Origin of the sequence: Actinotalea endophytica, from assembly GCF_025717005.1 — a bacterium.
Taxonomy (GTDB): Bacteria; Actinomycetota; Actinomycetes; order Actinomycetales; family Cellulomonadaceae; genus Actinotalea.
The window spans coordinates 41,578-68,181 of record NZ_JAOVZU010000006.1; the positions used below are offsets into that span (position 1 = coordinate 41,578).

The window sequence follows — 26,604 nt, forward strand, 5'->3', positions numbered from 1 at the left end:
GTGCCGAGGGGCTCAGGTCGCTGCGAACTGGGTGTCCACCCGGTCGGTCGCGAAGCCGGCGGCCGTGTAGGTGCGCACCGCCGGGGTGTTGTCGGCGTCGGTGAACAGCACTGCGCGCGTCACCCCGCGGCCGCGCAGGTGCGCCAGGGCGGCGGCGGTGAGGCCGCGGCCGAGCCCGCTGCCCTGGGCCTCGGGCACGACCCCGACGACGTACAGCTCGCCGAGCGGCGGCGTCACCTTGGTCCACACGAAGCCGGCCAGCGCTCCGCCCCGTTCGGCGAGCAGCAGGTCGCCGGCGTCGAACCACGGCTCTGCCTGGCGCGCGGCGAGGTCCGCGGCAGTGAGCGTGCCCTGCTCGGGGTGGTGGGCGAAGGCTGCGGCGTTCGCGGCGAGCCACGCGGCCTCGTCGCGGCCCTCGACGAACGCGCGCAGCGTGACGTCCCCGGGCAGCGTCGCGGCCGGCAGCGGGCCGTCGAGGCCCCGCGCCATCCGCCAGAGCTCACGGACCGAGGTCAGACCCGCGTCCCGCGCGAGCGCCCGTGCCGCGTCCGACGTGTCGTGCGCCCACAGCCGCACGGAGCCGGGGTGGTCCGCGGCGGCCAGCAGCGCGTCGAGCACGCTCCGGCCGAGGCCGGCGCCACGGGCGTGCGGCGCGACGACGAGCTCGGCCGTGCGCACCCCGCCCCGCTCGGGCCCGAGCTGTCCGTAGCCGACCAGGCCGCCGTCCTCGGCCAGCACGTGGTCGGCGGCGGGGTCGTCGAGGTCGAGCAGGGTCTGCTCGCCGAGCGGCTCGACCCCGTCGCGCTCGGCCACGGCGTCGGCCAGGCGACGCACCTCGGCCGCCTGCGCGGACGTGAGCGGGCCGTGCCGGGTGGAGGTGGTCGGGCTCACCGGCCCATCCCACCACGGGTCCGGCCGGCCCGCCGCAGGCCAGGATCGGCCGCGCTGCGCACCCGGCCGAACCGCAGCAGGTGTGCGGTCAGCTCGACCCGAGCCCGGCGGCGATCTGGCCCATCACCGACGAGTCCGCGAGCGTCGTGACGTCGCCGACCGTGCGGTGCTCTGCCACGTCGCGAAGCAGGCGGCGCATGATCTTCCCGGACCGCGTCTTCGGCAGCTCCGGGACGACCAGGATCGTGCGGGGCTTCGCGATCGGGCCGATCTCCTTGGTCACGTGCGCGCGCAGCTCGGCCGCGACGTCGCCGCCCTCACCGACCTCGTCGATCCGGTCGCGGAACTCGGCGCGCAGGATGACGAACGCGACGACGGCCTGACCGGTGGTCTGGTCCGCGGCACCGACCACGGCGGCCTCCGCGACCATCGGGTGCGAGACCAGCGCGGACTCGATCTCGGTGGTCGAGAGCCGGTGCCCGGAGACGTTCATCACGTCGTCGACCCGGCCGAGCAGCCAGATGTCGCCGTCGGCGTCCTTCTTCGCGCCGTCCCCGGCGAAGTACAGCCCCGGGAACCGGGACCAGTAGGTGTCCCGGAACCGCTGCGGGTCCCCCCAGATGCCGCGCAGCATCGACGGCCACGGCTCGGTGAGGACGAGGTAGCCGCCCGACCCGTTCGGCACCGGTTCGGCCATCTCGTCGACGACCTCGGCCGAGATCCCCGGCAGCGGCGCCTGGGCCGACCCCGGCTTGGTCGCGGTGATGCCGGGCAGCGGCGAGATCATGATCGCGCCGGTCTCGGTCTGCCACCAGGTGTCGACGATCGGGGCGCGGTCGCCGCCGATCACCCGGCGGTACCACATCCACGCCTCGGGGTTGATCGGCTCACCCACCGAGCCGAGCACCCGCAGCGAGGACAGGTCGTAGCCGGCGGGGATCTGCTCGCCCCACTTCATGAAGGTCCGGATCGCGGTGGGCGCCGTGTACAGGATGCTCACCCGGTACTTCTGCACGATGTCCCACCAGCGCCCCTGGTGCGGGGTGTCCGGCGTGCCCTCGTAGATCACCTGCGTCGCGCCGTTCACCAGCGGGCCGTAGGTGACGTAGCTGTGCCCGGTGATCCAGCCGATGTCCGCGGTGCACCAGTAGACGTCGGTCTCGGGTTTGAGGTCGAACACGTTGAGGTGGGTGTACGCCGCCTGCGTGAGGTAGCCGCCGGTGGTGTGGAAGATGCCCTTCGGCTTCCCGGTGGTGCCCGAGGTGTAGAGGATGAACAGCGGGTGCTCCGCCTCGACCTGGACCGGTGTGTGCTGGTCGGACGCTGCCCCGACGGCCTCGTGCCACCAGACGTCGCGGCCCTCGACCCAGTCGACGGCCTGGCCGGTGCGGCGGACCACGAGGACGTGCTGCACGGTGCGGCAGGCGTCGTGCTCGTCGCCGGGGGCGAGGGCCTCGTCGACGGCCGGCTTGAGTGCGCTCGGGTTGCCCCGGCGGTACCCACCGTCCGCGGTGATCACGAGCGAGGCCTCGGCGTCGTCGATCCGGGAGCGCAGCGCCTCCGCGGAGAAGCCACCGAACACCACGGAGTGCACCGCGCCGATCCGGGCGCACGCGAGCATCGCGACGACGGCCTCGGGGATCATCGGCAGGTAGATCGCGACGCGGTCGCCGGTGCCGACGCCGAGCGTCTGGAGCGCGTTGGCGGCCTTGGAGACCTCGCGCTGCAGGTCGGCGTAGGTGATCTCCCGGGTGTCGCCGGGCTCGCCCTCGAAGAGCAGCGCCACGCGGTCGCCGCGGCCGGCCGCGACGTGCCGGTCGACGGCGTTCTCGCACGCGTTCAGGCGGCCGTCGGCGAACCAGCGTGCGACGGGCGCGTCCGACCAGTCGAGCACCTGGGTGAACGGTGTGCTCCAGTCGAGCATCGCCCGGGCCTGCTCGGCCCAGAAGCTCAGCCGGTCGGAGGCCGCCCAGGAGTAGATCTCGGCGTGCGCGTTCGACCGGGCGGCGAACTCGGCGCTGGGCGGGAACGTGCGTTCCTCCGACAGCAGGTTGTCCAGCGTGGGCTGGGTGGAGTCGGACACAAGACCTCCAGGCGCAACGACATCGGTGCGGTCCGGCCGGGTGACCGGTTCTCGGATGGTAGACGCCGAAGGCGTTCGATGGGGACCAAAGTCCCGATCGAATCGATGGGCATCCACCGGGTGGGGCCCGGTCGGTCAGATCGAACGGGCCCGTTCGGCGAGGGCGGCCTCCTCCGCGTCGGCGGCCTGGCGGCGCGCCTCCTCGGCGTGGATCGCCTCGTTGCGGGCGTACCTCGCGAGCGACCAGCGCTCGCCGAACCGGCGCCCCATCCGACGGGCCACGGCGGTGGTCAGCCCCGCGACGGCCAGCAGGAGGCCGAGCACCAGCCAGGAGCCGTTGTCGAGCTGGGTCACCGCCTGGTCGAGGCTCTCCGGCCGCACCGAGTAGGCCGAGTCCAGGGCGTCCTCGACGCCTTGCGGCCACGCGAGGTAGAGCGTGCCGAGCCCGATGCCCCAGAGCACACCGCCGGTCAGCGGCACGGCCGGGGTCCACAGCCCGAGCAGCACCACGACGACGAGCAGCAGGGCTCCGATGCCGAGCAGCGACAGCGCGGTGCTGTCGACCGGCACCGGCGCCGCGAGCTCGGCGTCGAACACCTGGAGACGGCCGAGTCCGACGGCGGTCACGACCAGGGCGATCGGCGCGAGCAGGAAGCCGACGAGGACGCCGAGGAGGTGGCGACCGGCTCCGGGGCGGGGCGGCAGCTCGGGGATCTCGACCCGCTCCCGCCGGGCCGCGCGCCGGGTGGTCGGGGCTGGGGCGGTCTCGGGCTGGCTGGCCGTCGCGCCCGACGCCGTGCCCGACGCCGTGGTCGCCGCCATCGCGCCCGCAGCCGCACCGGCCGCGGTGACGCTCGCCCCCGACGGGCTCCAGATCGACCCCGCCGCCGGCCGGTCGGATCCGGTGGGCGGAAGCACAGCGGTCTCGGACGCCGCGGCGGCCGGGTCGGCCGGAGCGGCCCCGGTGGTCGCCACGGAGGGCGGCCCGGTGATCGCGCTCGCGTCGGGCGGGAGCGTGGCGTTCGACGGGGTGGCGCCCGACGCGGCGGCGAGAGCGTCGGCCGTCGACACCCGGGTCGGAGTCGGTGGGTAGGGCCGCGGTGCCGCGTGCTGCCCGGGCGCAGCGATGGGGGGCTCGGTCACGGACGCCGCGGGCGCCGCCGGCGAGACGGGCTCCGGGGCGGACGGCCCGGGAGCAGGGACCTCCGCGGGCGCTGTGGGGACGGGCTCCGGGGCGGCCATGGCGGGAGCGGGAGCCTCTGCGGGCTCTGCACTGGGTGCCGGTGGTGCGGCGACGGGCTCGGGCGGTGCAGCCACAGTCTCGGGCGCTGCGGCCACAGGCTCGGGTGCTGCAGCGGCAGTCTCGGGTGCTGCAGCAGCAGCCTCGGGCGGTGCGGTCGGCTCCGGCGCGTCGGCCTTCGGCACGGTGGCGGCCGGGGCCGACGCCTCTGCGGCGGGGCTCGACATCTCAGGGGTCGCGGCCGGTGCCTCGGGCGTCTCGACGACCGGGTCCACAGCGGTCTCGGGGGGTGCCTCGGCGGCCGTCTCGGCCGGTGCCTCGTCAGTCTGGACAGCAGTCTCGGTCGGCACCTCGGCAGGTTCGGTCGGCACCTCGGCAGGTTCGGCCGGCACCTCGGCGGTCTCGGCCGGCACGTCGGCAGTCTCGGCCGGCGCCTCGGCCACGGGCGCGTCCTGGTCCGCCGGCCTGCCGGCGTCGCCGGTCACCTCGGTCGCCGCGGCGGCGTCGTCGTGGTCGGTCGGCGTGCTGTCCGGCGTGTTCTCCGGCGTGGTCATCGACGTCCCCCTCCCGGCCCGCCTGCGGCAGGTCTCCACGTCAACGTAGCGCCGCGCACAGCGCTGGGCGTGGCGAACCGCGGCGCGGGTGCGGGTCCGGGCCGCTCAGTCCGGGGTTGCTCAGTCCCTGGGTCGCGAGCCCACCGAGTAGGAGGCGCCGACCAGCAGGGCACCGCCGATCGTGTTGCCCAGCCCGACGGCCAGGATGTTGCGCGCGAACTCGGCGACCGTCGCGTCCGGCAGGCCCTGGTAGAGGCCGATCGAGAAGGTCGTCATGTTCGCGACCACGTGCTCGAAGCCGGACGTGATGAACACCATGACGCACGCGAAGATCACGATGATCTTCGCGACCTCCGAGGTCAGCCGGTTGGCGCTCCACACCGCGAGGCACACCAGCAGGTTGCAGAGGATCCCGCGGACCAGGAGCTGGCCGAACGACTCGGCGGCCTTGTGCTCGACCATCGAGGCGAGCATGTCGCCGGGTGCCGTGCCGGGCGCGAGCACGCCGGACAGGTGCACCAGGCCGCCGAACACCATCGCGCCGAGCAGGTTGCCGCCCAGGGTCGCGGCGAGCACACCGCCCGCACGCCCCCAGGTGATCCGCCGCAGCAGGGCGCCGTGCGTGAGGTACATCATCGACGAGGTGGCGAGCTCGGCGCCGGCGATCACGACGATGGTCAGCGCGACGCCGAACACCAGACCGGAGACCAGGGGGGCGAGCGGCCACCCAGCCGCGACGAGCGGGCCGGACGCGGTGGTCATGATGACCACGCCGATCCCGATGTAGGCGCCCGCGAGCATGGTGCGGACGAGGAAGGTGGCGGGCTGGGTGAGCAGCCCGGACTTGCCTGCGGCGGCGACGGACTGCTGCTCGACGGTCTCTGCGATGCTCAGCACGCGACGAGGATGTCGTAGATCGTCCCATGATTCGTGGGACGAAAGCCCGGTCTTCACCGGGAAAGTGACTCGGAGAGGTGTGCGGCGGCCCGGTCCCGGGTGTCAGCCCACGTCTGCGCCGATCCGGTGCGAGGCCGCGCCGGTCTCCCGGGCCGCCCGCTCCACCGCCGCGGCGACCCTCGTGGTGACGTCCGGGTGGAAGACGCTCGGCACGATGTAGGTCGCGTTGCGCTCCTCGTCGGTGACGACGTCGGCGAGGGCTCGCGCCGCGGCGAGGAGCATCTCGTCGTTGACCGAGGTGGAGTGGGCGTCGAGCAGGCCGCGGAAGACGCCGGGGAAGGCCAGCACGTTGTTGATCTGGTTCGCCCAGTCCGAGCGGCCGGTGCCCACGATCGCGGCGTGCGCCGCGGCCTCGTCCGGGTCGACCTCGGGGCGCGGGTTGGCCATCGCGAACACGATCGACTCCGGTGCCATCGTGGCGATGTCGTCACCGGTGAGCAGGTCCGGCGCGGAGAGCCCGATGAACACGTCCGCTCCCGCGATCGCGTCGCGCAGCGTGCCGGTGACGCCGCGCGGGTTGGTGTGCTGGGCGGTCCACGCCAGCGAGGCGTCCAGCCCCGGCCGCGCCGTGTGCACGACGCCGTCGATGTCGCAGACCACGACGTCGCGCGCGCCGGCCCGCAGCAGCAGCTTGAGCACGGCGGTGCCCGCCGCGCCCGCGCCGGACATCACGATGCGGACCTCCGCGAGCTCCTTGCCGACCACCTTGAGCGCGTTGGTCAGCGCCGCGAGCGCGACGATCGCCGTGCCGTGCTGGTCGTCGTGGAACACGGGGATGTCCAGCGCCTCGCGCAGCCGCGCCTCGACCTCGAAGCACCGCGGGGCGGAGATGTCCTCCAGGTTGATCCCGGCGAAGGCCGGGGCGATCGCGACGACGGTGCGCACGATCTCGTCGGTGTCGGTGGTCGCCAGCGGCAGGGGGAACGCATCGATGCCCGCGAACCGCTTGAACAGCGCGGCCTTGCCCTCCATCACCGGGAGCGCGGCCAACGGACCGATGTCCCCGAGGCCCAGCACCGCCGTGCCGTCGGTGACCACGGCGATCGTGTTCCGCTTGATCGTGAGGTTGCGGGCGTCGGCCGGGCGGGCGGCGATCGCCTCGCAGACCCGCGCGACGCCCGGGGTGTAGACCATCGACAGGTCGTCGCGGTTGCGGATCGGCACCTTGGGCTCGATCGAGAGCTTCCCGCCGAGGTGCATCAGGAACGTCCGGTCGCTGACCCGTTCCACCAGCACGCCGTCCAGGTCCTGCAGCGTCTCGACGATCTCCTGCGCGTGATCCTCGCCGCGGGTCGCGCAGGTCACGTCGACACCGATCCGGGAGTGCCCGGAGTGCGTGACGTCCAGCGCGGTGACGATGCCCCCGGCTCGTTCGATCGTGGTGGTGAGGTCGCTGACCGCGGTGGGCCGAGCCTCGACCTGCATGCGGACGGTGATCGAGGACGACACGCTCGGCGCTGAGGGCATGGCGCCATTCTTGCCTGGAGCGGCCCCCCGTGCGGGACGCCGCGGCGGCCTAGGGTGTGCCCGTGCCCGAGGACACCGTGCCCGAGGATGTCGACGTCCTGCTGACGAGGGTTCGCGAGCGCACCGCCGAGCTGCGCTGGCACCCGGCGCTCCGGCGCGGCTGGGCGGTGGCCCGGGTCGAGGCCGGTGTCCGCGCCGCGGCGGCCGGGGCGCGGTGCGACGGTGTCCCGGTCGACCTCCGCCGGGTGCGCGAGCTCGCGGCGGGGTCGTCGCCCTCCGGCGTCGCCGAGGAGGCTGCGCTGGGCCTCGTGCGCTCGCAGGCGGCGGTGGTCGCCGGGTGGGCCGAACCGGGGTCGCGGCCGGCCGACCTCCCGCTCGGCCAGCTCCTGGTGCGGCTGCACGTGGCCGCCGGGGGCGACGGTCGACTCCGCACGAGCGAGCAGCCCGACGACCTGCGTGGCCTGGGGCCCGCGCCGCTCGGCCCGGCCGTCGGCGCCCGGATGACGGCGCTGGCCGACCTCCTGACGGCCCCGGACCCCCGCACGAGCCTCGCGATCGCCGGCGCGGTGCTCGGCGAGCTGCTCCTGGTGCGGCCGTTCGGTTCGCACAACGGGGCGGTCGCGCGGGCGGCGTTCCGCCGGATGCTGATCGTCACCGGGATCGACCCGGTCGGTGTCGTGGTGCCCGAGGTCGCCTGGGCGCCGGCGCCGCAGGTGCTGCTCGGGTCGGTGGCGTTGACGACGACCGGGCCGGCGGGGTGGACGGCCTGGTTGCGGCACTGCGCCGAGGCCGTGCTCGCCGGCGTCGAGGAGGGGCACGCGGTGGCGGACGCGGTCGCGGCGGGCCGGCTCGACTGAGGGCTCGGCTCGACTGACGGGTCAGCTCGACCGGGCGGCGTCGGCCCGGACACGCGGCGACGGCGCCCCGTGAGGGACGCCGTCGTCGTACAGCGCGGGAGACGAGTGATCAGGCGCTTGAATCGCTGCCGCAACGGGACAAGCCCGGTCGGCAGGTCCTCTCGAGGACTGGTCGAGCGTGGGTTGCTCGTCGCCCGCTGTGCTGTTGTATCTCCTTTGTACGCCTCGGACCCCGGGGCTGGGAAGACCCGCGGGTCCCTTGACACCCGGTCGCAGGCCTGGTGGGTGGGGCGCGACGACTCGCCGCCGCACCGCGCGGATCGGGCCCGACGCTGTCTCCACAGGTGCCTCGTCGGTGTGCTCGTCCCCAGGATCTGCGGCACAGGCCGGGGTGCGCGACGCCAGTCGGACACGGTGCCCGGGTGCAGCGGATGGTCGTGGTCAGCGGGGCCGTGGGTGGAGTGGGTGCGTCGACCTTCGCGGCGCTGATCGCTGCCGCGCGAGCCACCAGCGGGCCGACGGCGCTCGTCGACCTCGGCCCCGGCGGCGGGCTGGACGTGCTGCTCGGCATCGAGGCCGCGGCGGGATCGCGCTGGCCGGAGCTCGCGGGTGTGCACGGCCGGGTCGCGGCGGCCGAGCTGACCGGGTTGCTGCCGCGCTGGCGGGGTATCGAGGTGCTGAGCGCGGCCCGCGACGGCGCGGTGCCCGGCGCCGAGGCGGTGCTCGCGGTCTGCACGGCGCTCGTCGACGGCGGCGTGAGCGTGGTGGTCGACCTGCCCGGCTCCCGGGTGCTCGGGGACCTCCCGTCGGAGGTCCCGGAGGCCCTGGTCGGGGGCCTCGGCGGTGAGCTCGTGCTGGTCGCGGGGCAGGACGTGCTCGGCGTCGCCGGCCTGCTGGCGCTGCGCCGCCGGCTCACCGTGCCTGCCCAGCTCGTGCTCCGCCGCCGACGCTCGCGGGTCGCTCCGATCGAGGCCGCGCACGTGAGCGACCTGCCTCTGCTCGGCCTGCTGCCGGGAGATCGTCGCCTGGCCGACGCGGTGGACCGGGGGCTCGGCCCGGTCGCCGGCCGGCGGCTGCGGCGCGCCGTCGCACGCGTGTCGCACCGGCTGGCGTCCCAGTGAGGGTGGGGCCCTGATGGACGACCGGATGCTGGCCGACGTCCGGCGCGGGCTGCTCGAGGACGACGGGCTGGCCCGCTGGGCGCGGGGGCACGGGGTGCTGCTCGGCCACGAGGGTCTGGACCGCGCCGCCGAGGCCGTCCGGTCCGAGCTGTCCGGCGCGGGACCGCTCCAGGCGCTCGTCGACGAGCCGGGCGTGACCGACGTGCTGGTCAACGGGCCGACCGAGGTCTGGGTGGACCGCGGCGAAGGTCTCGAGCGCCGAGCGGTGGACCTCGGCGGTCCCGAGCGCCTGCGGTCCCTCGCGGTGCGGCTCGCTGCGTCCGGCGGCCAGCGGCTGGACGACGCGTGCCCGGTGGCGGACGCGTGCCTGCGGGACGGGGTCCGGGTGCACGCCGTGCTGCCGCCGATCGCCGACACCGTGCTGCTGAGCCTCCGCGTCCCGCGCAGCGAGCCGTTCTCGCTCGGCGGCCTCGTCGCAGCCCGCGGCGTCCACCGCGACCTCGCCCCGGTGCTCGTGGGTCTCATGCGGGGAAGGGCCAACGGGCTCGTGACCGGGGCCACCGGGACGGGCAAGACGACGCTCCTGGCTGCGCTCCTCGGCCTCGCCGCACCGCACGAGCGCCTGGTCTGCGTCGAGGAGGTTCCCGAGCTGGAGCCGGCGCACCCGCACGTGGTGCGCCTGGTCGTGCGGCGCGCGAACGTCGAGGGCGCCGGCGGCGTCGGACTGGTCGACCTCGTGCGGCACGCGCTGCGCATGCGCCCGGACCGGATCGTGCTCGGGGAGTGCCGCGGGGCCGAGGTCCGGGAGGTCCTCGCGGCGCTCAACACGGGCCATGACGGCGGCTGGGCGACGTTGCACGCGAACGCTCCGGCGGACGTGCCGGCCCGCCTCGCGGCGCTCGGTGCGCTGGCCGGGCTGACCGGCACGGCGCTGGTCGCCCAGGCGTCCGGCGCCCTCGACGTGGTGGTGCACCTGCGCCGGGACGGTGGTCTGCGTCGGGTGGCGGAGGTCGGCCTGCTGCGTCATGACCTGGAGCGGATCTGGGTCGAGAACGCCGCCGTCGCCGACCCGCACGGCGGGCTGTCGCCGGGCCCCGCCTGGGCCGAGCTGCACCGGCGATGGCCCGCGCCGTGAGCCGGGCCGCGCGTCTGGGTGCCTCGGTCCACGCTCGAGCCTCTGCCGGCGGCCGGCACGGCGGTCGGCGGGCGGTGCCCGGTCGTCGGCGTGGGCGGGTGACGGGGGAGACCGAGCTCGTGGGCGCGGTGCGCCAGGTGGCGGCTGCGGTGCGGGCCGGCGCCACGGTCGAGCGGGCGTGGAGCGCGGTCGGGGTCGGGACGGTGCACGGGGTACCACGGAGGGCCGATCTCGTCGCCCTGCGTGCGACACCCGGTGCACTCGCCGGGGTGCGCGCGGCGGCCCGGCTCACCGCGCGATCGGGAGCGCCACCCGCGCCGGCCCTGGAGGCGGTGGCCGACGCGCTCGACGCCGACGCGGAGCTCGACGCGCGGCGGCGGGCCGCGCTCGCGGGCCCGGCGGCATCGGCGCGCGTGCTCGGCGCCCTGCCGGCGATCGGGCCGCTGCTCGGGCTCGCGATCGGGGCTGATCCCTTCGGCGTGCTCCTCGACGGTCGGCTGGGGACGATGCTGCTCGTCGCCGGAGGTGTCCTGGCTGCCGCCGGGCGTGGCTGGTCGCGGGCCCTGCTCGGTGCGGCGCGAGCGGTCGCCAGCGAGGCCCCGACCGGGCGACGTCCCAGGATTCCGGGTGGCCGCGCCGCGCGCCTGCGCGGGCGGGCGACCGACGAGCGCGAGCCCGAGGTCGGGGTGGCGCTGCTGCTCGAGCTGCTCGCGGCGGCGCACACGGCCGGGGCGAGCGTGCCGGACGCGTTGCGAGCGGTCGGGTCGGCGGCGGGCGGGAGCCGGGGTGAGGGCCTCGTGCGGGCCGCGACGCTGCTGGGCATGGGTGCCGAGTGGTCCGAGGCGTGGGTGGCCGCCCCTGCTGAGCTGTCGGCGGTCTCGGACGGCCTGCGTCCGGCGTGGCAGGACGGCACGCCTCCGGCCGGCCTGCTGCATGCTGCGGCAGACCGCCGACGGCGTGCCCGCGTCGCGGACGCCACCGAGGCGGCCGGCCGGCTCGGTGTGCGGCTGCTGCTCCCGCTCGGGCTGTGCCACCTGCCGGCGTTCGTGCTGGTGGGCCTCATGCCGGTGCTCGTCTCGCTGGCGCGCGACACCGTCGCCTGGTGACGTGGCGCGTCGCGCACGCACCCGTCTCCACAGCCCACCCGCGGTCTGGTGCCTCCACCGCGGCACCGGTCGCCGGCGGCCACTGCGGCGCTTCGCCTCGAACCTGGGCTCGCGCCGTCGGGGCGCACGGGAGGAGGACGAGGATGACGAACGTCGAGGGGCCCAGGGCGCTGAACCAAGGGGCGCTGAACCAAGGGGCACTGAACCAAGGGGCACCGAACCGAGGGGCACTGAACCGATGGGCACTGGCGCGGTGGGGACAGCTGCGGACGGCACTGCACTGGACGGCACAGCTGCGGCCCGCGCCGTTGCGGTCGCGGCGGCCGCGAACGGTGCGGGACGCCGGCATGGCGACCGCCGAGTACGCGATCGTCACGCTCGCGGCGGTCGGGTTCGCCGGGGTGCTGATGCTGATCCTGCGGAGCGACGAGGTCCGGGGGATGCTGCTGGACCTCGTGCGCGGCGCGCTGAGCACGTGACCGGCGAGGGGGATCGTGCCTCGATCACCGCCGGGCGGTGGCGTGGCGCCGCTGCCGGCGGGCGCGAGCGTGGTTCCGTCACCGCCGAGCTGGCCGTCGCCCTGCCCGCGGTGGTGCTCGTCGTGGCGGCGCTGCTCGTCACGGTGAGCGCCGGGGGCACCCAGCTGCGTGCGGACGAGGCGGCCCGCACTGCGGCCCGGCTCGCGGCATTCGGGGCGAGTGACGCCGAGGTCCGGGCCGCTGCCGTGCAGCTGCTGCCTGGCGCGACCGTCGACATCGCGCACGAGGCGCCGTGGGTCGAGGTGCGGGTCGCGGCAGGGGCGGCGGGCGGATGGCTCACATCGGGGCCGCTCGAGGTGCGCGCGGCCGCGACGGCGTGGCAGGAACCGTGACCACGGACGGGCGGAGGGACGGGCGTAGGGACGGGCGGAAGGACGAGCGGAGGGACGGACCGGACGACGGTGCCGGGACGGTCCTCGTGCTCGGTGCCGTCGGCGTCGTCCTGGTCGGCCTCGCGCTGCTCGGCGTGCTGGTCGGCGGTCTGGCGGCGCGTCAGAGCGCCCGCACGGCGGCGGACCTCGCGGCGCTGGCCGCGGCGCAGGCGCTTGCCGTGCCGGACGGGGTCGCGCTGGCGCCAGGGGTCGTGCTGCCCCTGGACGCGGCGTGCGATCGCGCGGCCGAGGCGGCGTCGCGCAACGGCGCGGCACTCGTGGCGTGCTCAGCGGCCGGTGCGCGTGAGGTGCAGGTCACGGTACGCAGGGACGGACCGTTCGGCGCCGTCGTCGCCGGGTCGCGGGCCGGGCCACGTCAGGACGCTGCCGGGTCGCGGGCCGGGCCACGTCAGGACGACGCCGACCCGTGACGCCGCACCGGTCAGGACTCGTGCCCCAGCACGACGTCGAGCAGGCGCAGCGCGCCGGCCTTGTCGAGCGGGTCGTTGCCGTTGCCGCACTTGGGCGACTGCACGCACGCCGGGCAGCCCGATGCGCAGGAGCACCCGGCGATCGCGTCCCGCGTGGCTCCGAGCCAGCGGGCGCCGAGGCGAAACCCTCGCTCGGCGAAGCCGGCGCCGCCGGGGTAGGCGTCGTGCACGAAGACCGTCGCGGTGCCGGTGTCCGCGTGCAGTGCGGTGGACAGCCCGCCCAGGTCCCAGCGGTCGCACGTCGCGAGCAGGGGAAGCAAACCGATCGAGGCGTGCTCGGCGGCGTGCAGCGCACCGGGCGCGTCACCGGAGTCGAGCTGGGCCACATCGAGCACCTCGGGCGGCGCGGTCCACCACACGGCATTCGTGCGCATGGTCCGCGGCGGGAGCTCGAGCGTGTCGCCGCCGACGTTGGCCAGGTCGGGGAGCCGACGCTTGGTGTAGCTGACCACCTGGCTCGTGGCGTCCACGACCCCGAAGCCCCAGGTGATCGGCCCCGCGTGCCGCTCCTCGCGGACCTCGCGGATCTCGACGCTGCTCATCCAGTGCGCCCAGGTCCGGTGGTCCACCGCTTCCTCGTGCACGATCGCGACGGCGGCTGTGAGGTCGAGGGCGTCGACGACGTAGGTGCGGCCCTGGTGCACGTACACAGCCCCCTCGTGCAGCGTCGCGTCGGCGGCCGACGCATCCACCGTCCCGAGCAGCCGACCGGTGCCGTCCTCGACCACGCGCACCGGTTCTCCGCCCGTCCCGCGCAGGTCGGTCAGCCGGCTCGCCGCGTCCGCGTGCGTCCAGTACCAGCCCGACTCGCGTCGGCGCAGAGCACCACGGTCGACCAGCACGTCGAGCAGCGCGCGGGTGTCCGGGCCGAACAGCGGCAGGTCCTCGCTGCGCAGCGGGCGCTCTGCCGCCGCCGCGCACAGGTGCGGTGCCAGCACGTACGGGTTGGTGGGATCCACCACCGTGGCCTCGACCGGGACACCCACGACATCCTCCGGGTGGTGCACCAGATAGGTGTCCAGCGGGTCCTCCCGGGCCACGAGCGTGACCAGCCCGTCCGCGCCCGCCCGTCCCGCACGGCCGGCCTGCTGCCACAACGACACCCGCGTGCCCGGCCACCCGGCGATGAGCACGGCGTCCAGCCCGGTGATGTCCACCCCGAGCTCGAGCGCGTTCGTGGTCGCCAGCGCGCGCAGCTCACCGGAGCGCAGCCGGGCCTCGAGCTCTCGGCGTTCCTCCGGCAGGTACCCGCCACGGTAGGCGGCGACCCCGTCACCCAAGCCCACGGCCACTTCGTCGAGGTGCTCCCGCGCCATCGCGGCGACGGACTCCGCGGCGCGCCGGGACCGGGTGAACGCCAGGGCGCGAGCGCCGGCCGCCACGAGGTCCGCCAAGAGGTCCGCGACCTCGGTGGGCGCCGCGCGACGGGCCGTGCTCGGGGGAGCGTCGACGAGCCCCTCGCCGTCGTCGCCCGTCGCAGGCTCGCCCGTGCGTGCCTCCCCGGCGGTGCGACCGTCCTGGCCGGTGTGCGCCGCCGTGGCGGTTCGGGCGCCCGCCTCGGTGTCGGCCTCCGCCTCGGAGCCCGCGGACCGCAGCGCGGCGACAGCGCCGAGGAGCGAGCCCGACCCCGGCAGCAACGGCGGCTGCCACAGGACCAGCGTCGTGCGGCCGCGCGGTGCGGCGTCGTCGGTGACCGCGACCACCTGGTCCGCCTCGACGCCGATCAGGCGAGCCGCGGTCGCGGCCGGGTCGGACGTCGTCGCGGACGCGAGCACCACGGCGGGCTCGGCGCCGTACCCGCGGGCCAGCCGCAGGAGGCGGCGCAGCACCACGGCCACGTGCGCGCCGAACACTCCGCGGTAGGCGTGGCTCTCGTCCAGCACCACCACCCGCAGCCCGCGCAGCACACGCATCCACCGCCGGTGGCTCGGCAGCAGCGAGAAGTGCAGGAAGTCGGGGTTGGTCAGCACCACGTCGGCGTGCTCGATCACCCACCGTCGCGCGGTCGTGTCGGTGTCGCCGTCGCAGGTCGCGACCCGGACGTCCGGGACGTGCGCGGCAGTGAGGAGGCGCTCGAGCCCGGTGAGCTGGTCGGCGGCGAGCGCCTTCGTCGGGGACAGGTACAGGACCGAACCCCGCCGCAGCGACGGGGCGCGCACCGCGGTCAACGACGGCAGCCAGAACGCCAGCGACTTGCCCGACCCGGTCGACGTCGCGAGCACCGTGTGCCGCCCGGCGTGCACCGCGTCGGCGGCCTGGACCTGGTGCTGCCACGGCAGGTCCACCCCGAGCGCACGGTAGCCGGCGACCAGGTCCGGATCGGCCCACGCCGGCCAGTCCGAGGTGCGGCCGGCGCGTCCGGGCAGGTGCTCGACGTGCAGCGCACGGTCGGCACGACGCCCGCCCGCGAGCAGCACGTCGAGCAGGTCGGTCACCGCACGATCGTGCCATCCGCGGCCGACGCGCGGAGCCCGCCCGAAGGCGCCCGTCGTTCACCTGAACGGGCTAGCCTGCTTCCCGCCGGGTGACGCAGATGGCTGGAACGTGAGTGACCCCGCGTTCCGCGTGGTGTTGACTAGGGCACCAACCAGCAAGAGGAGGCCGGAGTGGACGTGTCCGTCACGAGCCGCGAGAGCGGCGATCGGACGGTGATCGACGTCAAGGGAGAGATCGACGTCTACACCGCGCCCGTGCTGCGCGAGGAGATCTCGAACCTCGTCGACGCCGAGCACACCACCATCGTGGTGGACCTCACGCAGGTCTCGTTCATGGACTCCACCGGTCTCGGGGTGCTCGTCGGCGCTCTGAAGAAGGTGCGCACGCTCGGCGGCGACCTGTCGCTCGTGATCAACGAGGAGAAGATCCTCAAGGTCTTCCGGATCACCGCGCTGACCCAGGTGTTCTCGATCCACCCGACGCTGGAGGAAGCGCTCGCCTGAGCGAGCCGTACCGACACCAGAACCACGAGAAAGGGCCCGGCCGATCGGCCGGGCCCTTCCGTCACCCGTGGTCCGACCCGGCGCACTCGTTCCGGGTCACGGTGCCGACTGCGGGTCGTTCGGGTTGTCGGACCACCAGAACCACCGGGTCGTGCCGTCGTCCATCAGCAGTCGTTGCCCGACGTGCAGGGTGTAGCCCAGGTCGTCGTCCCAGTTGCCGGGGTCGAACGGGACGCCGGCTTCGATGCCCTGTCCCAGGTCGGCGCAGCCGACCGGGGTCCACTCGAGGTTGAACTGGCCCATGAGTGTCACCTCGGGCCAGGGGTAGGCAGCAGTGGAGCGGTCCGGTGGGACCTGGAGCTGGTCGTAGGCCCAGTGCTGGGCCACCGACTGCAGGTCGGTCCGGGCCACGACGAGGCCGTCGCTGCGGCGGACCAGGACGGCGACCGGATCGGTGTATCCGGCCTGCGCCGGTGAGCCGCTCCAGGTCCAGCTGAAGCCCCCGTAGACGATCGTATCGACCCACGGGCCGACCCCGCCGTCCGGCGCATAGAGGTGGTGACCCAGCGGCTCCAGGAACCACAAGGGTTCGGACTCGCCTTCGACGTAGTGCACCTCGTCGAGCTGGTACCGGGAGCCGCACGCCGGAACCTCCGCGGAGAGATCGACCGAGGCCGGGACGTCGATGGGCGCGGGCTCGTTGACCCACGGAGACGCCCCGAGGTACTGCGTGGACTGGCCGTAGACGAGGACGCTCGTCGCCCCGACGGTGAGGTGGTACCGCGTGATCGTGGTGTAGGTGCCGTCCGGGAGAGTCGACCCGCCGTCGCAGGTCGCGAGGGGCACGGCCAGGTCGATGAGGCCGGTGCTCCCGGTCCCTCCACCCTCGGAGCCGGAGGTGACGTCGACGTCGACCGGGTCGACCGGCCCGCCGAGCACGGCGACGACGTCGCCCCAGCCCTCGCCGTCCGGCATGACGACGGCGTCGAGCACCTCGACGGTCATCGTCGTGCCCCCGTGGTCGTCGACCCAGATCGCGTCGGAACGCGTGGGCCACTCGTCCGTGGAGGTCGCCTCGTCCCAGCCCCAGTAGTTGATGACGCTCACCTGGCCGTCGGACCCGTCGCGGGCCTCGACCCAGGTCTGGCCGGGCATGCCGCACCGGGACAGGTTCGGGCTCCACCCGACCGCGCCCGGCGCTTGGGTCACGTCTGCGGTCGGCGCGCTTGCCGGTGTCTCGGACGGGCTCGGTGGCGTGGTGGCGACCTCCGGTGAGGTCGCGACCGGCGCCGGCGTGCCCTGGGCGAGCGACACGGCGCCGAGTGCGAGCGCGACTGCCGCACCCATCCCGACGGCGCCGTAGCCGCTCCGCTTGGCGATCCGGTGCCTGCGCGCCCGCCGTACGACCGCCTCGACCGGGAGCGCGTCGGCGCCGTCGCGGGCCTGGCGGTGCATCGCGGCGAGGGCTTCGTCGAGGTCGAATTCCATGGTCATCCCTGCTTCTCGGCCGGCGGGAGCACGTCGACCACGTCGTGCGCGGCCGGGGCGATCGGGCCCAGCAGGCCCTCGAGCTTGTGCATCGCGTTGCTCAGGTAGCGCTTCACCGTCCCCTCGGCGAGCCGCAGCTCCGCGGCGATCTCCGGGACGGTGAGGTCGCGGTAGAACCGCAGCACGACGCAGGCCCGTTCCTGACCGCTGAGCCCGGCGAGCGCCCGGTGCACGGTGACCCGGTCCACGACCTCGGCCGCGGAACCCGGCACCTGCTCCGCCCCGGCGACCAGGTGCTTGCGCTCGGCCCAGCGGCGCTGGCGCCGGAACCCGTCGACGTAGAGCGTCGCGATCGCGCGGCGGACGTAGGCCTCGGCGGTGTCGGGGGTGAAGCCGGCGCGGAGCCGGCCGAAGACCTTCACGAACGCGTCCTGGACCAGGTCCTGCGCGCTCGCGTGGTCACCGGTGAACAGGTACGCGTAGGCGACCAGGTCGCGCCCGCGTTCCCTGGCGAGCTCGACCAGCACCTCGTCCGTGTGCGACACCGGTACCCCCCTCTGTCGCAACGTAGACGTCCCGTGGTCGCGGATCGTTGTGGCGCTCACCCGTTCGGGTGAGGAGGCCGTCCCCGCTCAGCCCGCGGCCGCCGTCGCGGCGTCGTAGCCGCCGACGAAGACGAACTCGTAGCCCCAGGTGTCGTGCTCGGTGGTGCCGTCGTCGACCAGCAGGTGCACCCGCGCCTGGTAGACGCCCACCGGGATGGGGTCGAGGCCGCCGGGGCAGGCGGTGAACGGCACGCTCAGCTCGAGGACGCCTTCGCTGCCCCCTCCGCCACCCTCGGAGCCCGGCGTGAACTCGACGGTCCCGGGGGCCACCGGCACCTCCGACGGGACGGCCGCGACGGTGGTCTCGTCCTCGCGGGTGAGCCAGAGCCCGAGGACGGCGACCGCGACGGCGCGGTCGCTCCAGTCCTCGACCGCGATCAGCGACCAGCGCAGGTCCACGGGGGTGTCGGACTCGGCGTCGGTGCCGCCGCCGTAGTCGCCGACCCAGAGTCCCGGGTCGCTCGTGACGTCGAGCTCCTCGCCGCAGGCCCCGAAGTCGGGAGCGGTCGGCGACGCGGTCGGCTCGGCCGTGGCGGTCTCGGTGGCGGTCGGCCGCTCGGTGGCCGGCTCCGTCGTCGCCGGCTCCGTCGCCGACTCGGTGGTCCCGGGGGCCGTGACGGTGGCCGAGGGCTCCGACGTGCCGGCGTCGGAGGGGCTGAAGCGGCCGGTGACGAGGGCCAGGATGCCGAGGCCGACGAACACCGCAGCCACGACCGCCCAGACCAGCCAGGTCGCTCGTCGTGACGCCTCGGAGGGCTCCCGGTCCGTCATCGCTCCCCGCCCGTCGTCGATCGTGCACCCCGGGGGCGCACGACCGGAACCTAGCAGGGCGAACGTCGGGCACCCGGCCCGCGCGTGAGCGCAGGCGGGGCGACCGGCCTGGGCCGATCGTCCTTACCCGTCGCCGAAGGGTGGACCCGGGGACCATGGTCACCCGTAGACTCCGAGCCACGCGGCGCCACAGCGCCCCGGCGACGACGCCACCGGACATCCCGTGCGCGCGTCACACCAAGGAGGTCGGATGCCCACGCTCGGAAGCTCGAGCATCGTCATCGTCGCTGTGATCTCCGCGATCGCGGTCGTCGCCCTCGGCTTCGCCGTGGTGCTCCGCAGGCAGGTGCTGGCCGCCCACGAGGGCACACCTCGGATGCAGGCGATCGCGCTCGCCGTGCAGGAGGGCGCGTCGGCATACCTGAACCGGATGTTCCGCACCTTGGTGCTGTTCGCGGTCGTGGTGTTCGGGCTGCTCTTCCTGCTGCCCGGCGACGGCGGGGTCAAGCTCGGCCGGTCCATCTTCTTCCTGCTCGGGGCGGGCTTCTCCGCGGCGATCGGCTACCTCGGCATGTGGCTCGCGGTCCGCGCGAACGTGCGGGTCGCGGCGGCGGCGCGGGACGCCGGGGGTCGGGTCGAAGGAGCCCGCATCGCGTTCCGCACCGGCGGTGTGGTCGGCATGGGTGTGGTCGGTCTCGGGCTGCTCGGCGCGACGTCCGTGGTGCTGATCTACCGCGAACAGGCGCCTGCGGTCCTGGAGGGCTTCGGCTTCGGCGCGGCCCTGCTCGCGATGTTCATGCGGGTCGGCGGCGGCATCTTCACCAAGGCGGCCGACGTCGGTGCGGACCTGGTCGGCAAGGTCGAGCACAACATCCCCGAGGACGACCCGCGCAACGCGGCGACCATCGCGGACAACGTGGGCGACAACGTGGGCGACTGCGCGGGCATGGCGGCGGACCTGTTCGAGTCGTACGCGGTGACGCTGGTGGCCGCGCTCATCCTCGGCAAGGTCGCGTTCGGTGAGCAGGGCCTGGTGTTCCCGCTCGTGGTCGCCGGCATCGGTGCGATCACCGCGGCGCTCGGCGTGGTGCTCACCCGGGTGCGCGGCCAGGAGTCGGGACTCCGGGCGATCTACCGCGGCTTCTACTCGTCGGCCGCGTTCGGCGCGGTGATCACGGCGATCGCCGCGTTCGTCTACCTGCCGTCGACGTTCGCCGGTCTGAGCGGGATCTCGGCGGACCTGGTCGACCACACCGGCGACCCGCGGGTCGTCGCGACGCTCGCCGTGGTCATCGGCGTCCTGCTGGCGGGCATCATCCTGTGGCTCACCGGGTACTTCACCGGCACGACGTCCAACCCGACGATGCACGTCGCACGCACCACGCTCACCGGTCCCGCGACCGTGGTGCTGTCCGGCGTCGGCGTCGGGTTCGAGTCCGCCGTCTACACGGCGGGCATCATCGCGGCGGCGATCTGCGCGGTGTTCCTGATCTCCGGCGGCTCGGTCACGCTGTCGCTGTTCCTCATCGCCCTCGCCGGCTGCGGGCTGCTCACGACGGTGGGTGTCATCGTGGCGATGGACACGTTCGGTCCGGTGAGCGACAACGCGCAGGGCATCGCCGAGATGTCGAAGGACGTCGACGCGGCCGGCGCGCAGGTGCTCACCGACCTGGACGCCGTCGGGAACACGACGAAGGCGATCACCAAGGGCATCGCGATCGCGACCGCGGTCCTCGCAGCGACCGCGCTGTTCGGCTCGTACACCGATGCGGTGCGCAGCACCGTCGCCGAGGTGGGCGACGCCGCGCAGGCCGCGGGCTTGACCCTCGCGATGCTCTCCTACCAGGTGATCTCGCCGATCACGCTCGTGGGCGTGATCCTCGGCGCCGCGACCGTGTTCCTGTTCTCCGGGCTCGCGATCGACGCGGTGACCCGGGCGGCCGGCGCGATCGTGTTCGAGGTGCGCCGGCAGTTCCGGGAGATGCCCGGGATCATGACCGGCGAGGTCCGCCCGGAGTACGGCCGGGTCGTCGACATCTGCACGCGTGACTCGTTGCGTGAGCTCGCCACGCCGGGGCTGCTCGCGGCGTTCGCGCCGATCGCCGTCGGTTTCGGCCTCGGCGTCGGACCGCTCGCCGGGTTCCTGGCCGGGGCGATCGCCGCCGGTGTGCTCATGGCGGTGTTCCTGGCCAACTCGGGCGGCGCGTGGGACAACGCGAAGAAGATCGTCGAGGACGGCCGGTTCGGCGGGAAGAACTCCGAGGCGCACGCCGCCGCGGTGATCGGGGACACGGTCGGTGACCCGTTCAAGGACACCGCGGGCCCGGCCATCAACCCGCTGATCAAGGTGATGAACCTGGTCGCCCTGCTGATCGCGCCCGCCGTGGTGCACCTCAGCGTCGGCGCGGGCGCGAACCACCCGATTCGGTTGACGATCGCCACCGGTGCCATGCTCATCGCGTTCGGCGTGGTGATCAGCTCTCGGGTGCGTGCGGCGCGGGTGGACCGTGAAGGGCGACTCGAGCACGAGGTGCAGGGCTAGATCCGTCCAGGACTGGAGAACGTCATGGCAGGGGGCACGGTGAGCGAGGCCGCGCGGCCGGGGACTGGTCCGCACCGCGTCGAGAGGCCCGAGCCGAGCCTGCCACCCCCGCCACACCTGCTGCGCCCCGAGCTCGGTGCACTCGCTGCGGACCTCGGGATCCACGACGTCGACGACGTCGAGGCGGTGCTCGGACCGATGGCCGCGGCCGCGCTGCACCGGGACCAGCCCGCGGCGGCCGCGATGGCCACCGCCGGCGACCGCTCCACGCTCGCCACCCTGGTCCGGCTGTTCATGCTCGGCCTGCCGGTGCATCGCGTCGACCTCGACCGTGCCCTCCCGCTCACCGGGACGGATGCGCTCGAGCGGCTCGGCCTGGTGATGACCGCGGGGCACAGCCGGCACGACGAGGTGCTGTCATTGGTCGACCTGCGACCCGTCACGGTCGACGACGCGGCCGGTCGTGCGACCTGGTGGGTCGCGTCCGACCTCGGCTCGGACATCACCGGTTCGATGCTGCACCCCGAGCACGTGCTCGGCGTGGGCGGGGCGTCGACGATGCTCGCGCGGCTCACCGTGCGGGACCCCCGCCGGCGCGTGGTCGACCTGGGGACCGGGTGCGGCATCCAGGCCCTGCAGGCCACCCGACACGCCAGGTCGGTGGTCGCGACCGACGTCTCGGAGCGGGCGCTCGCGTTCGCCGCCGTGAACGCCGCCCTGGCCGGCGTCGAGCTGGACCTACGACGCGGTTCGTTGCTCGCGCCGGTGTTCGGTGAGCGGGTCGACCTGCTGGTCTCGAACCCGCCGTTCGTCATCACCCCGCGCGGTGAGGCACGGACCGCCGCGGCCGGGCTGCCCAGCTACGTCTACCGCGACGGCGGGATGGCCGGCGACGCGCTGGTCGAGTCGCTGGTGCGCGAGGCCGGCGGGGTGCTGGCGCCGGGCGGTGTCGCGCAGCTGCTCGGCAACTGGGAGCACCGCACCGGCGAGGGCTGGGTGGACCGGGTCGGGGACTGGGTGGACGGCACCGGGATGGACGCCTGGGTCGTGCAGCGTGAGGTGCTCGACCCGGCCGAGTACGCCGAGATGTGGCTGCGGGACGGCGGCGCGAGCCGGGACTGCGACCCGGAGGCCTGGGACGGTGTCGTCAGCGCCTGGCTCGAGGACTTCACTGCCCGCGGGGTCGAGGCGGTCGGCATGGGGTTCGTGGTGCTGCGACGCCCGAAGGCCGGCGAGCGGCCCCGGCTGCGCCGGCTCGAGGAGCAGCACGGGCGGGCCGAGGGGCCGCTCGGCGGCGCGATCGCGGCGGGTCTCGCGGCGCACGACCTGATGGCCTCGGTGGACGACGACGTGCTGGTCCAGCTGCGGCTGACCGCGGCGTCGGACGTCACCGAGGAGCGGCACCTGCGGCCGGGTGACACCGACCCGCAGGTGATCCTGCTGCGGCAGGGCGGCGGCTTCGGCCGGGTGGTGCAGGCGGGGACCGCGCTCGCGGGTCTGGTGGGTGCGTGCCGCGGCGAGCTGACCGTGGGGCAGATCACCATCGGCATCGCCGCCCTGCTCGACGTGCCGGTCGACGCGTTGCGCAGCGAGCTCTTCCCGCAGGTGCGCGACCTGATCCGGGACGGGCTGCTCGAGGTCTGAGCGTCAGCGCGGCGTCTGCTGGTGGTGCACGAGCCGCCAGCCCTCGGCACGTCGCACGTAGAGGCTGCTGACCAGGGCTGAGTACCGCGTGGGTCCGCGCCGCGCGACCACGCCGTAGGTGACCAGTCCGACACCGGTGCGCGGGAACGCCACGTCGACGCCGTCCAGGACGAAACCGTCCCACGGGGCGCCGCCCATCGAGCGCAGCGCGGCGTCGCGGTCGGTGATGCGCAGGCCACCGGGGAGCAGCAGGACGACGGCGTCGTCGAGCACCTCGCGGTAGAACGCGTCGGCGGCGTCCGGGGTGTCGCTCAGGGCGCGCCACCCGCGCTTCTCCAGGTCGACGAGGTCCTCGCGGTCGGTCATCGACCCCACGCTAGGTGCCGCTGCGGCGGCCGCGCACCGGTACGGGCCGCACGTGCACAGGTCCCGCACAGGCGCACAGGTCGCGCACAGTGCGGTGCTACGTCCGGCTCAGGGGAGGTTCGTACGTTCCCGTCGGATCGAAGGGAGCAGGATGCTGCGACGGTTGCGGCGCCCCTGGGCGCTCGGCACGGCTGTGGTGCTGGTGGTGGTCGCCGGGACGGCGTTGTGGTGGTTCGTCCTGCACGGCAAGGCGGCCGCGGCGTCGGCCCCCGAGTCGACGACGCAGTCGGTCGCCGCCTCGACGACCACGTTGGAGAAGTCGGTCAGCGGGAGCGGCACGATCGCGCCCACGGTGCAGGAGGACGTCAGCTTCGCGGTCAGCGGCACCGTGCTCAGCGTCGACGCCGCGGCCGGGGACACGGTCGAGGAGGGCCAGCAGCTCGCGACGGTCGACACGCTGCAGCTCAACGCGGACCTGCTCTCGGCGAAGGCGACGCTGGCCACGGCCGAGGCGTCGCTCGCCGACCTCGAGGACTCCGACGACGGGTCGGATGCGGCAGACGCGCAGATCGCGGCCGCCTCGGCACAGGTGGACGTCGCGCAGGCAGCGGTCGACACGGCGCAGGACGCCATGGACGACGCGACGCTCGTCGCGCCGGTCGCGGGTCTGGTGACCGAGGTGAACCTCACCGTCGGTGAGGCCGTGAGCGGCGGCGGGTCGAGCTCGATGGGCGGAGCCTCGACCACCGGGTCGACCGGGTCCACCGGGACCTCCTCGTCGGCGCAGTTCGTCATCGTCGGCACCGACTCGTGGGACGTCGACATCAGCGTGGACGACGCCGACGTGGCGCTCATCGCGGTCGGCGACCAGGCCGAGCTCACCGTCGACGGCGCTGACGGGACGGTGTTCGGCACCGTCTCCGAGATCGGCCTGCTGTCGACCAGCTCGTCGGGCGTCGCGGCCTACCCGGTGACGATCGCGATCACGGGCAGCCCGGACGGGGTGCACGACGGTGTCTCCGCCGACGTCGCGATCGTGTACGAGCGGCGCACCGACGTGCTCACCGTGCCGTCCGCCGCGGTACGCACGGTCGACGGGCAGTCGGTCGTGATGCAGGCCGGTTCCGACGGCTCCGAGGTCCAGACGCCGGTGACCGTCGGCGAGACCGTCGGTGACGTCACCGAGATCACGTCGGGGCTCAGCGAGGGCGACGAGGTGCTCGTCACGGTGGTCACCCAGACCCAGCAGTCCGACCAGTCCGACCAGTCGGGCACGGACCAGCGCGGGCAGATGCCGACCGACTTCCCGAGCGGCGGCTTCGACCCGTCGCAGATGCAGATGCCGGGCGGGCAGCAGGGCGGCACCAATGGCTGAGGCGCTGGTCGAGGCGGAGCCGGTCGCGGTCGACGCCGCGGCACCCGTCATCGACCTGCAGGGAGCCGGCAAGACCTACCGGACCGGGTCGCTCGAGTTCGAGGCGCTCAAGGACGTGGACCTGCGCATCGAGGAGGGCGAGTACGTCGCGGTGATGGGGCCGTCCGGGTCCGGCAAGTCGACGCTGATGAACCTGTTGGGATGCCTGGACACGCTGACGGTCGGGAGCTACCGGCTGGCGGGGGAGGACGTGAACGAGCTCGACGAGGTCGAGCTCGCCGCGATCCGCAACCGGCGGATCGGGTTCGTGTTCCAGCAGTTCCACCTGCTGCCGTCGCTGTCGGCGTGGCGCAACGTCGAGCTCCCGCTGCTCTACGGCCACGTGCCGGCCGCCGATCGGCGCGCCAGGGCGGAGGCCGCGCTGGAGCGGGTGGGGCTCGCGGACAAGTTCGCGAACCGTCCCGGCGAGATGTCCGGCGGCCAGCAGCAACGGGTCGCGGTCGCGCGGGCGCTGGTCGGCGAGCCGGCGCTGCTGCTCGCCGACGAGCCCACCGGCAACCTGGACTCCGCGTCCACCAAGGACGTGCTCGCGCTGCTCGACGAGCTGCACGCACAGGGGCGGACGATCGTGCTCATCACGCACGAGCTCGAGGTCGCCGAGCACGCGCGCCGCGTGGTGCGGGTGCTCGACGGGCGGATCCAGTCCGACACCGTGTCGAGCCGGCACGCGAACTCGGCACGATCGGCCGGGGCGGCCGGGGCGGCCGGTGCCGCCGGGGGCCGGGCCCCTGCCGGGGCGCCCGGATCGATGCAGGCGGGTGCCCGGTGAGCTGGACCGAGACGCTGCGCACCGGCCTCGCGGCCATCCGCGCGCACAGCCTGCGGTCGACCCTCACCGTGCTCGGCATCCTGATCGGCATCGCCGCGGTGATCCTCACGGTGGGTCTCGGTCTGGGCACGCAGAAGGACGTGTCGGAGCAGATCAGCTCGTTGGGGTCGGACCTGCTGATCGTGACGCCGGGGTCGAGCACGTCGAGCGAGGGGACGCGGGGCGGCTTCGGTACCCGGGCGACGCTGACCAGGTCGGACGCGGAGGCGCTCGCGTCCGAGGTCAACGCGCCGGACGTCGCGGGGGTCGCGCCGGAGAAGTCGAGCCAGCTGTCCCTGGAGACCTCGGAGACCAACTGGACCACGACCGTGGTCGGCACGACGGCGGACTGGCCCTCGGTGCGGGCCCGGACGCTCGCGTCGGGTGAGTTCTTCACCGACGAGGACGAGGCGACCGGGGCTGCGGTCGTGGTGCTCGGGTCCTCGACCGCGACCGAGCTGTTCGGCAGCACGGACGTGGTGGGGCAGACCGTCACGATGTCCGACCTCACGTTCACGGTGGTCGGGGTGCTCGCCGACGCCGGCGCGGACTCCTCGACGGACCTGGACGACCTCGCGGTGATCCCGCTGTCGACCGCGAGCGACCAGGTGATCGGCGGGCGTGACCGCAACGCCCTCACCACGGTGTACGTGCAGGCGGCGTCGACGGACCAGCTGTCCGCCGCCTACCAGGAGGTCGAGAGCCTGCTGCTGAACCTGCACGGCATCACGTCGGCCGACAGCGCCGACTTCACGATCAACAGCCAGGACGCGCTGGTCAGCACCGCGACCGCGGTCTACCGGACCCTGACCGTGCTGCTCACCGGGATCGCGGCGCTGTCCCTGCTGGTCGGCGGGATCGGCGTGATGAACATCATGCTCGTCTCGGTGACCGAGCGGACCAGGGAGATCGGCCTGCGCAAGGCGCTCGGTGCGCCGCCGTGGGCGATCCGCCGCCAGTTCCTGATCGAGGCCTCGGTGCTCGGGCTGGCCGGCGGTGTGCTCGGGGCGGTGCTGGGGATCCTCGGCGCGCGGGTGCTCCCGGACCTCCTCGGCACATCGATCGTCGTCTCCGGGCTGGCGGTCGTGGGATCCCTGGTGGTCGCGGTGGGGATCGGTCTGGTGTTCGGGGTCTACCCGGCGACGCGGGCGGCGCGGCTCGCGCCGATCGACGCGCTGCGCAGCGAGTGAGGAC

Annotated in this window: 23 protein-coding genes; 13 read left to right on the forward strand and 10 right to left on the reverse strand. The window is 74.4% G+C overall.

The genetic code is table 11. The features are described 5' to 3' along the window. Positions 1-12: 12 nt before the first annotated feature. The 5 genes from mshD to OEB99_RS11305 form a co-directional block, all read right to left on the reverse strand. Positions 13-891 (reverse strand): mycothiol synthase, encoded by an 879-nt coding sequence (gene mshD, locus OEB99_RS11285; protein WP_263510184.1) that lies wholly within the window; start codon positions 889-891, stop codon positions 13-15. A gap of 88 nt (positions 892-979) precedes the next feature. Further along, on the reverse strand, positions 980-2,974 hold the full coding sequence (gene acs / locus OEB99_RS11290; protein WP_263510185.1) for an acetate--CoA ligase: 1,995 nt from the start codon (positions 2,972-2,974) through the stop codon (positions 980-982). Positions 2,975-3,109: 135 nt separating this feature from the next. Continuing rightward, positions 3,110-4,768 carry a hypothetical protein gene (locus OEB99_RS11295; RefSeq protein ID WP_263510186.1) on the reverse strand — a complete coding sequence of 553 codons (1,659 nt, stop codon included), beginning with the start codon at positions 4,766-4,768 and terminating at the stop codon, positions 3,110-3,112. 120 nt (positions 4,769-4,888) lie between these two features. After that, complete coding sequence (locus OEB99_RS11300) at positions 4,889-5,665, reverse strand: formate/nitrite transporter family protein (RefSeq protein ID WP_263510187.1); 777 nt, start codon at positions 5,663-5,665, stop codon at positions 4,889-4,891. A 102-nt stretch (positions 5,666-5,767) separates the two neighbouring features. Further along, complete coding sequence (locus OEB99_RS11305) at positions 5,768-7,192, reverse strand: NAD-dependent malic enzyme (RefSeq protein ID WP_263510189.1); 1,425 nt, start codon at positions 7,190-7,192, stop codon at positions 5,768-5,770. Positions 7,193-7,254: 62 nt separating this feature from the next. Between OEB99_RS11305 and OEB99_RS11310 the strand changes: the two genes are divergently transcribed. From OEB99_RS11310 to OEB99_RS11340, 7 genes are all read left to right on the forward strand, one after another. Then, complete coding sequence (locus OEB99_RS11310) at positions 7,255-8,049, forward strand: Fic family protein (RefSeq protein WP_263510190.1); 795 nt, start codon at positions 7,255-7,257, stop codon at positions 8,047-8,049. Positions 8,050-8,471: 422 nt separating this feature from the next. Next, positions 8,472-9,170, forward strand: a complete 699-nt coding sequence (locus OEB99_RS11315) for a pilus assembly protein FlpE (RefSeq protein WP_263510191.1) — start codon at positions 8,472-8,474, stop codon at positions 9,168-9,170. A gap of 13 nt (positions 9,171-9,183) precedes the next feature. Further along, positions 9,184-10,305 (forward strand): TadA family conjugal transfer-associated ATPase, encoded by a 1,122-nt coding sequence (locus OEB99_RS11320; RefSeq protein WP_263510192.1) that lies wholly within the window; start codon positions 9,184-9,186, stop codon positions 10,303-10,305. Between the two features lie 98 nt (positions 10,306-10,403). Further along, positions 10,404-11,411, forward strand: coding sequence for a type II secretion system F family protein (locus OEB99_RS11325; protein WP_263510193.1), 1,008 nt, complete (start codon positions 10,404-10,406; stop codon positions 11,409-11,411). 143 nt (positions 11,412-11,554) lie between these two features. Beyond that, positions 11,555-11,890, forward strand: coding sequence for a DUF4244 domain-containing protein (locus OEB99_RS19790; protein ID WP_411910689.1), 336 nt, complete (start codon positions 11,555-11,557; stop codon positions 11,888-11,890). After that, entirely contained in the window at positions 11,887-12,282 is a 396-nt protein-coding gene (locus OEB99_RS11335; protein WP_263510194.1) for a TadE family type IV pilus minor pilin, read from the forward strand. Before OEB99_RS19790 ends, OEB99_RS11335 begins: the two co-directional genes overlap by 4 nt. 86 nt (positions 12,283-12,368) lie before the next feature. Beyond that, positions 12,369-12,752: a hypothetical protein gene (locus OEB99_RS11340; RefSeq protein WP_263510195.1), complete on the forward strand. Its 384-nt coding sequence runs from the start codon at positions 12,369-12,371 to the stop codon at positions 12,750-12,752. An 11-nt stretch (positions 12,753-12,763) separates the two neighbouring features. Here the strand turns inward: OEB99_RS11340 and OEB99_RS11345 are convergent, their stop codons facing one another. After that, positions 12,764-15,247 carry a DEAD/DEAH box helicase gene (locus tag OEB99_RS11345; protein WP_263510196.1) on the reverse strand — a complete coding sequence of 828 codons (2,484 nt, stop codon included), beginning with the start codon at positions 15,245-15,247 and terminating at the stop codon, positions 12,764-12,766. 171 nt (positions 15,248-15,418) lie between these two features. Between OEB99_RS11345 and OEB99_RS11350 the strand changes: the two genes are divergently transcribed. Next, a complete protein-coding gene (locus tag OEB99_RS11350) occupies positions 15,419-15,751 on the forward strand; it encodes an STAS domain-containing protein (protein ID WP_263510197.1) in 333 nt (110 codons plus the stop codon). Positions 15,752-15,847: 96 nt separating this feature from the next. On the opposite strand, the gene OEB99_RS11355 is transcribed toward OEB99_RS11350, so the two are convergent. The 3 genes from OEB99_RS11355 to OEB99_RS11365 all read right to left on the reverse strand — a co-directional run bounded on the left by OEB99_RS11355 (position 15,848) and on the right by OEB99_RS11365 (position 18,615). Then, positions 15,848-17,245 (reverse strand): hypothetical protein, encoded by a 1,398-nt coding sequence (locus OEB99_RS11355; protein WP_263510198.1) that lies wholly within the window; start codon positions 17,243-17,245, stop codon positions 15,848-15,850. Beyond that, complete coding sequence (locus tag OEB99_RS11360) at positions 17,242-17,784, reverse strand: sigma-70 family RNA polymerase sigma factor (protein ID WP_263510200.1); 543 nt, start codon at positions 17,782-17,784, stop codon at positions 17,242-17,244. Before OEB99_RS11360 ends, OEB99_RS11355 begins: the two co-directional genes overlap by 4 nt. A gap of 87 nt (positions 17,785-17,871) precedes the next feature. Next, positions 17,872-18,615, reverse strand: coding sequence for a hypothetical protein (locus tag OEB99_RS11365; RefSeq protein ID WP_263510201.1), 744 nt, complete (start codon positions 18,613-18,615; stop codon positions 17,872-17,874). Positions 18,616-18,865: 250 nt separating this feature from the next. Between OEB99_RS11365 and OEB99_RS11370 the strand changes: the two genes are divergently transcribed. Beyond that, positions 18,866-21,157: a sodium-translocating pyrophosphatase gene (locus OEB99_RS11370; RefSeq protein WP_263510203.1), complete on the forward strand. Its 2,292-nt coding sequence runs from the start codon at positions 18,866-18,868 to the stop codon at positions 21,155-21,157. 24 nt (positions 21,158-21,181) lie between these two features. Beyond that, positions 21,182-22,801, forward strand: a complete 1,620-nt coding sequence (locus OEB99_RS11375; protein ID WP_263510204.1) for a DUF7059 domain-containing protein — start codon at positions 21,182-21,184, stop codon at positions 22,799-22,801. Positions 22,802-22,804: 3 nt separating this feature from the next. On the opposite strand, the gene OEB99_RS11380 is transcribed toward OEB99_RS11375, so the two are convergent. Continuing rightward, the gene (locus OEB99_RS11380) at positions 22,805-23,167 is read right to left on the reverse strand and encodes a DUF4440 domain-containing protein (protein ID WP_263510205.1); all 363 of its coding nucleotides are present in this window, start codon (positions 23,165-23,167) and stop codon (positions 22,805-22,807) included. 151 nt (positions 23,168-23,318) lie between these two features. On the opposite strand from OEB99_RS11380, the gene OEB99_RS11385 reads away from it, so the two are divergent. From OEB99_RS11385 to OEB99_RS11395, 3 genes are read left to right on the forward strand one after another with little or no spacing between them, the layout of a single operon-like run. Next, a complete protein-coding gene (locus OEB99_RS11385) occupies positions 23,319-24,542 on the forward strand; it encodes an efflux RND transporter periplasmic adaptor subunit (RefSeq protein ID WP_263510206.1) in 1,224 nt (407 codons plus the stop codon). Then, complete coding sequence (locus tag OEB99_RS11390) at positions 24,535-25,371, forward strand: ABC transporter ATP-binding protein (protein WP_318011410.1); 837 nt, start codon at positions 24,535-24,537, stop codon at positions 25,369-25,371. Before OEB99_RS11385 ends, OEB99_RS11390 begins: the two co-directional genes overlap by 8 nt. After that, the gene (locus OEB99_RS11395; protein WP_263510207.1) at positions 25,368-26,600 is read left to right on the forward strand and encodes an ABC transporter permease; all 1,233 of its coding nucleotides are present in this window, start codon (positions 25,368-25,370) and stop codon (positions 26,598-26,600) included. Before OEB99_RS11390 ends, OEB99_RS11395 begins: the two co-directional genes overlap by 4 nt. Positions 26,601-26,604: the final 4 nt, after the last annotated feature.

What these genes read in the sequence shown, in the direction of transcription:
- OEB99_RS11385 (WP_263510206.1), top strand. Translation starts at nt 23,319, where the DNA reads ATGCTGCGACGGTTGCGGCGCCCCTGGGCGCTCGGCACGGCTGTGGTG.
- OEB99_RS11295 (WP_263510186.1), bottom strand. Translation starts at nt 4,768, where the DNA reads ATGACCACGCCGGAGAACACGCCGGACAGCACGCCGACCGACCACGAC.
- OEB99_RS19790 (WP_411910689.1), top strand. Translation starts at nt 11,555, where the DNA reads ATGACGAACGTCGAGGGGCCCAGGGCGCTGAACCAAGGGGCGCTGAAC.
- OEB99_RS11355 (WP_263510198.1), bottom strand. Translation starts at nt 17,245, where the DNA reads ATGACCATGGAATTCGACCTCGACGAAGCCCTCGCCGCGATGCACCGC.
- OEB99_RS11380 (WP_263510205.1), bottom strand. Translation starts at nt 23,167, where the DNA reads ATGACCGACCGCGAGGACCTCGTCGACCTGGAGAAGCGCGGGTGGCGC.
- OEB99_RS11370 (WP_263510203.1), top strand. Translation starts at nt 18,866, where the DNA reads ATGCCCACGCTCGGAAGCTCGAGCATCGTCATCGTCGCTGTGATCTCC.
- OEB99_RS11305 (WP_263510189.1), bottom strand. Translation starts at nt 7,192, where the DNA reads ATGCCCTCAGCGCCGAGCGTGTCGTCCTCGATCACCGTCCGCATGCAG.
- OEB99_RS11375 (WP_263510204.1), top strand. Translation starts at nt 21,182, where the DNA reads ATGGCAGGGGGCACGGTGAGCGAGGCCGCGCGGCCGGGGACTGGTCCG.
- OEB99_RS11365 (WP_263510201.1), bottom strand. Translation starts at nt 18,615, where the DNA reads ATGACGGACCGGGAGCCCTCCGAGGCGTCACGACGAGCGACCTGGCTG.
- OEB99_RS11320 (WP_263510192.1), top strand. Translation starts at nt 9,184, where the DNA reads ATGGACGACCGGATGCTGGCCGACGTCCGGCGCGGGCTGCTCGAGGAC.
- OEB99_RS11390 (WP_318011410.1), top strand. Translation starts at nt 24,535, where the DNA reads ATGGCTGAGGCGCTGGTCGAGGCGGAGCCGGTCGCGGTCGACGCCGCG.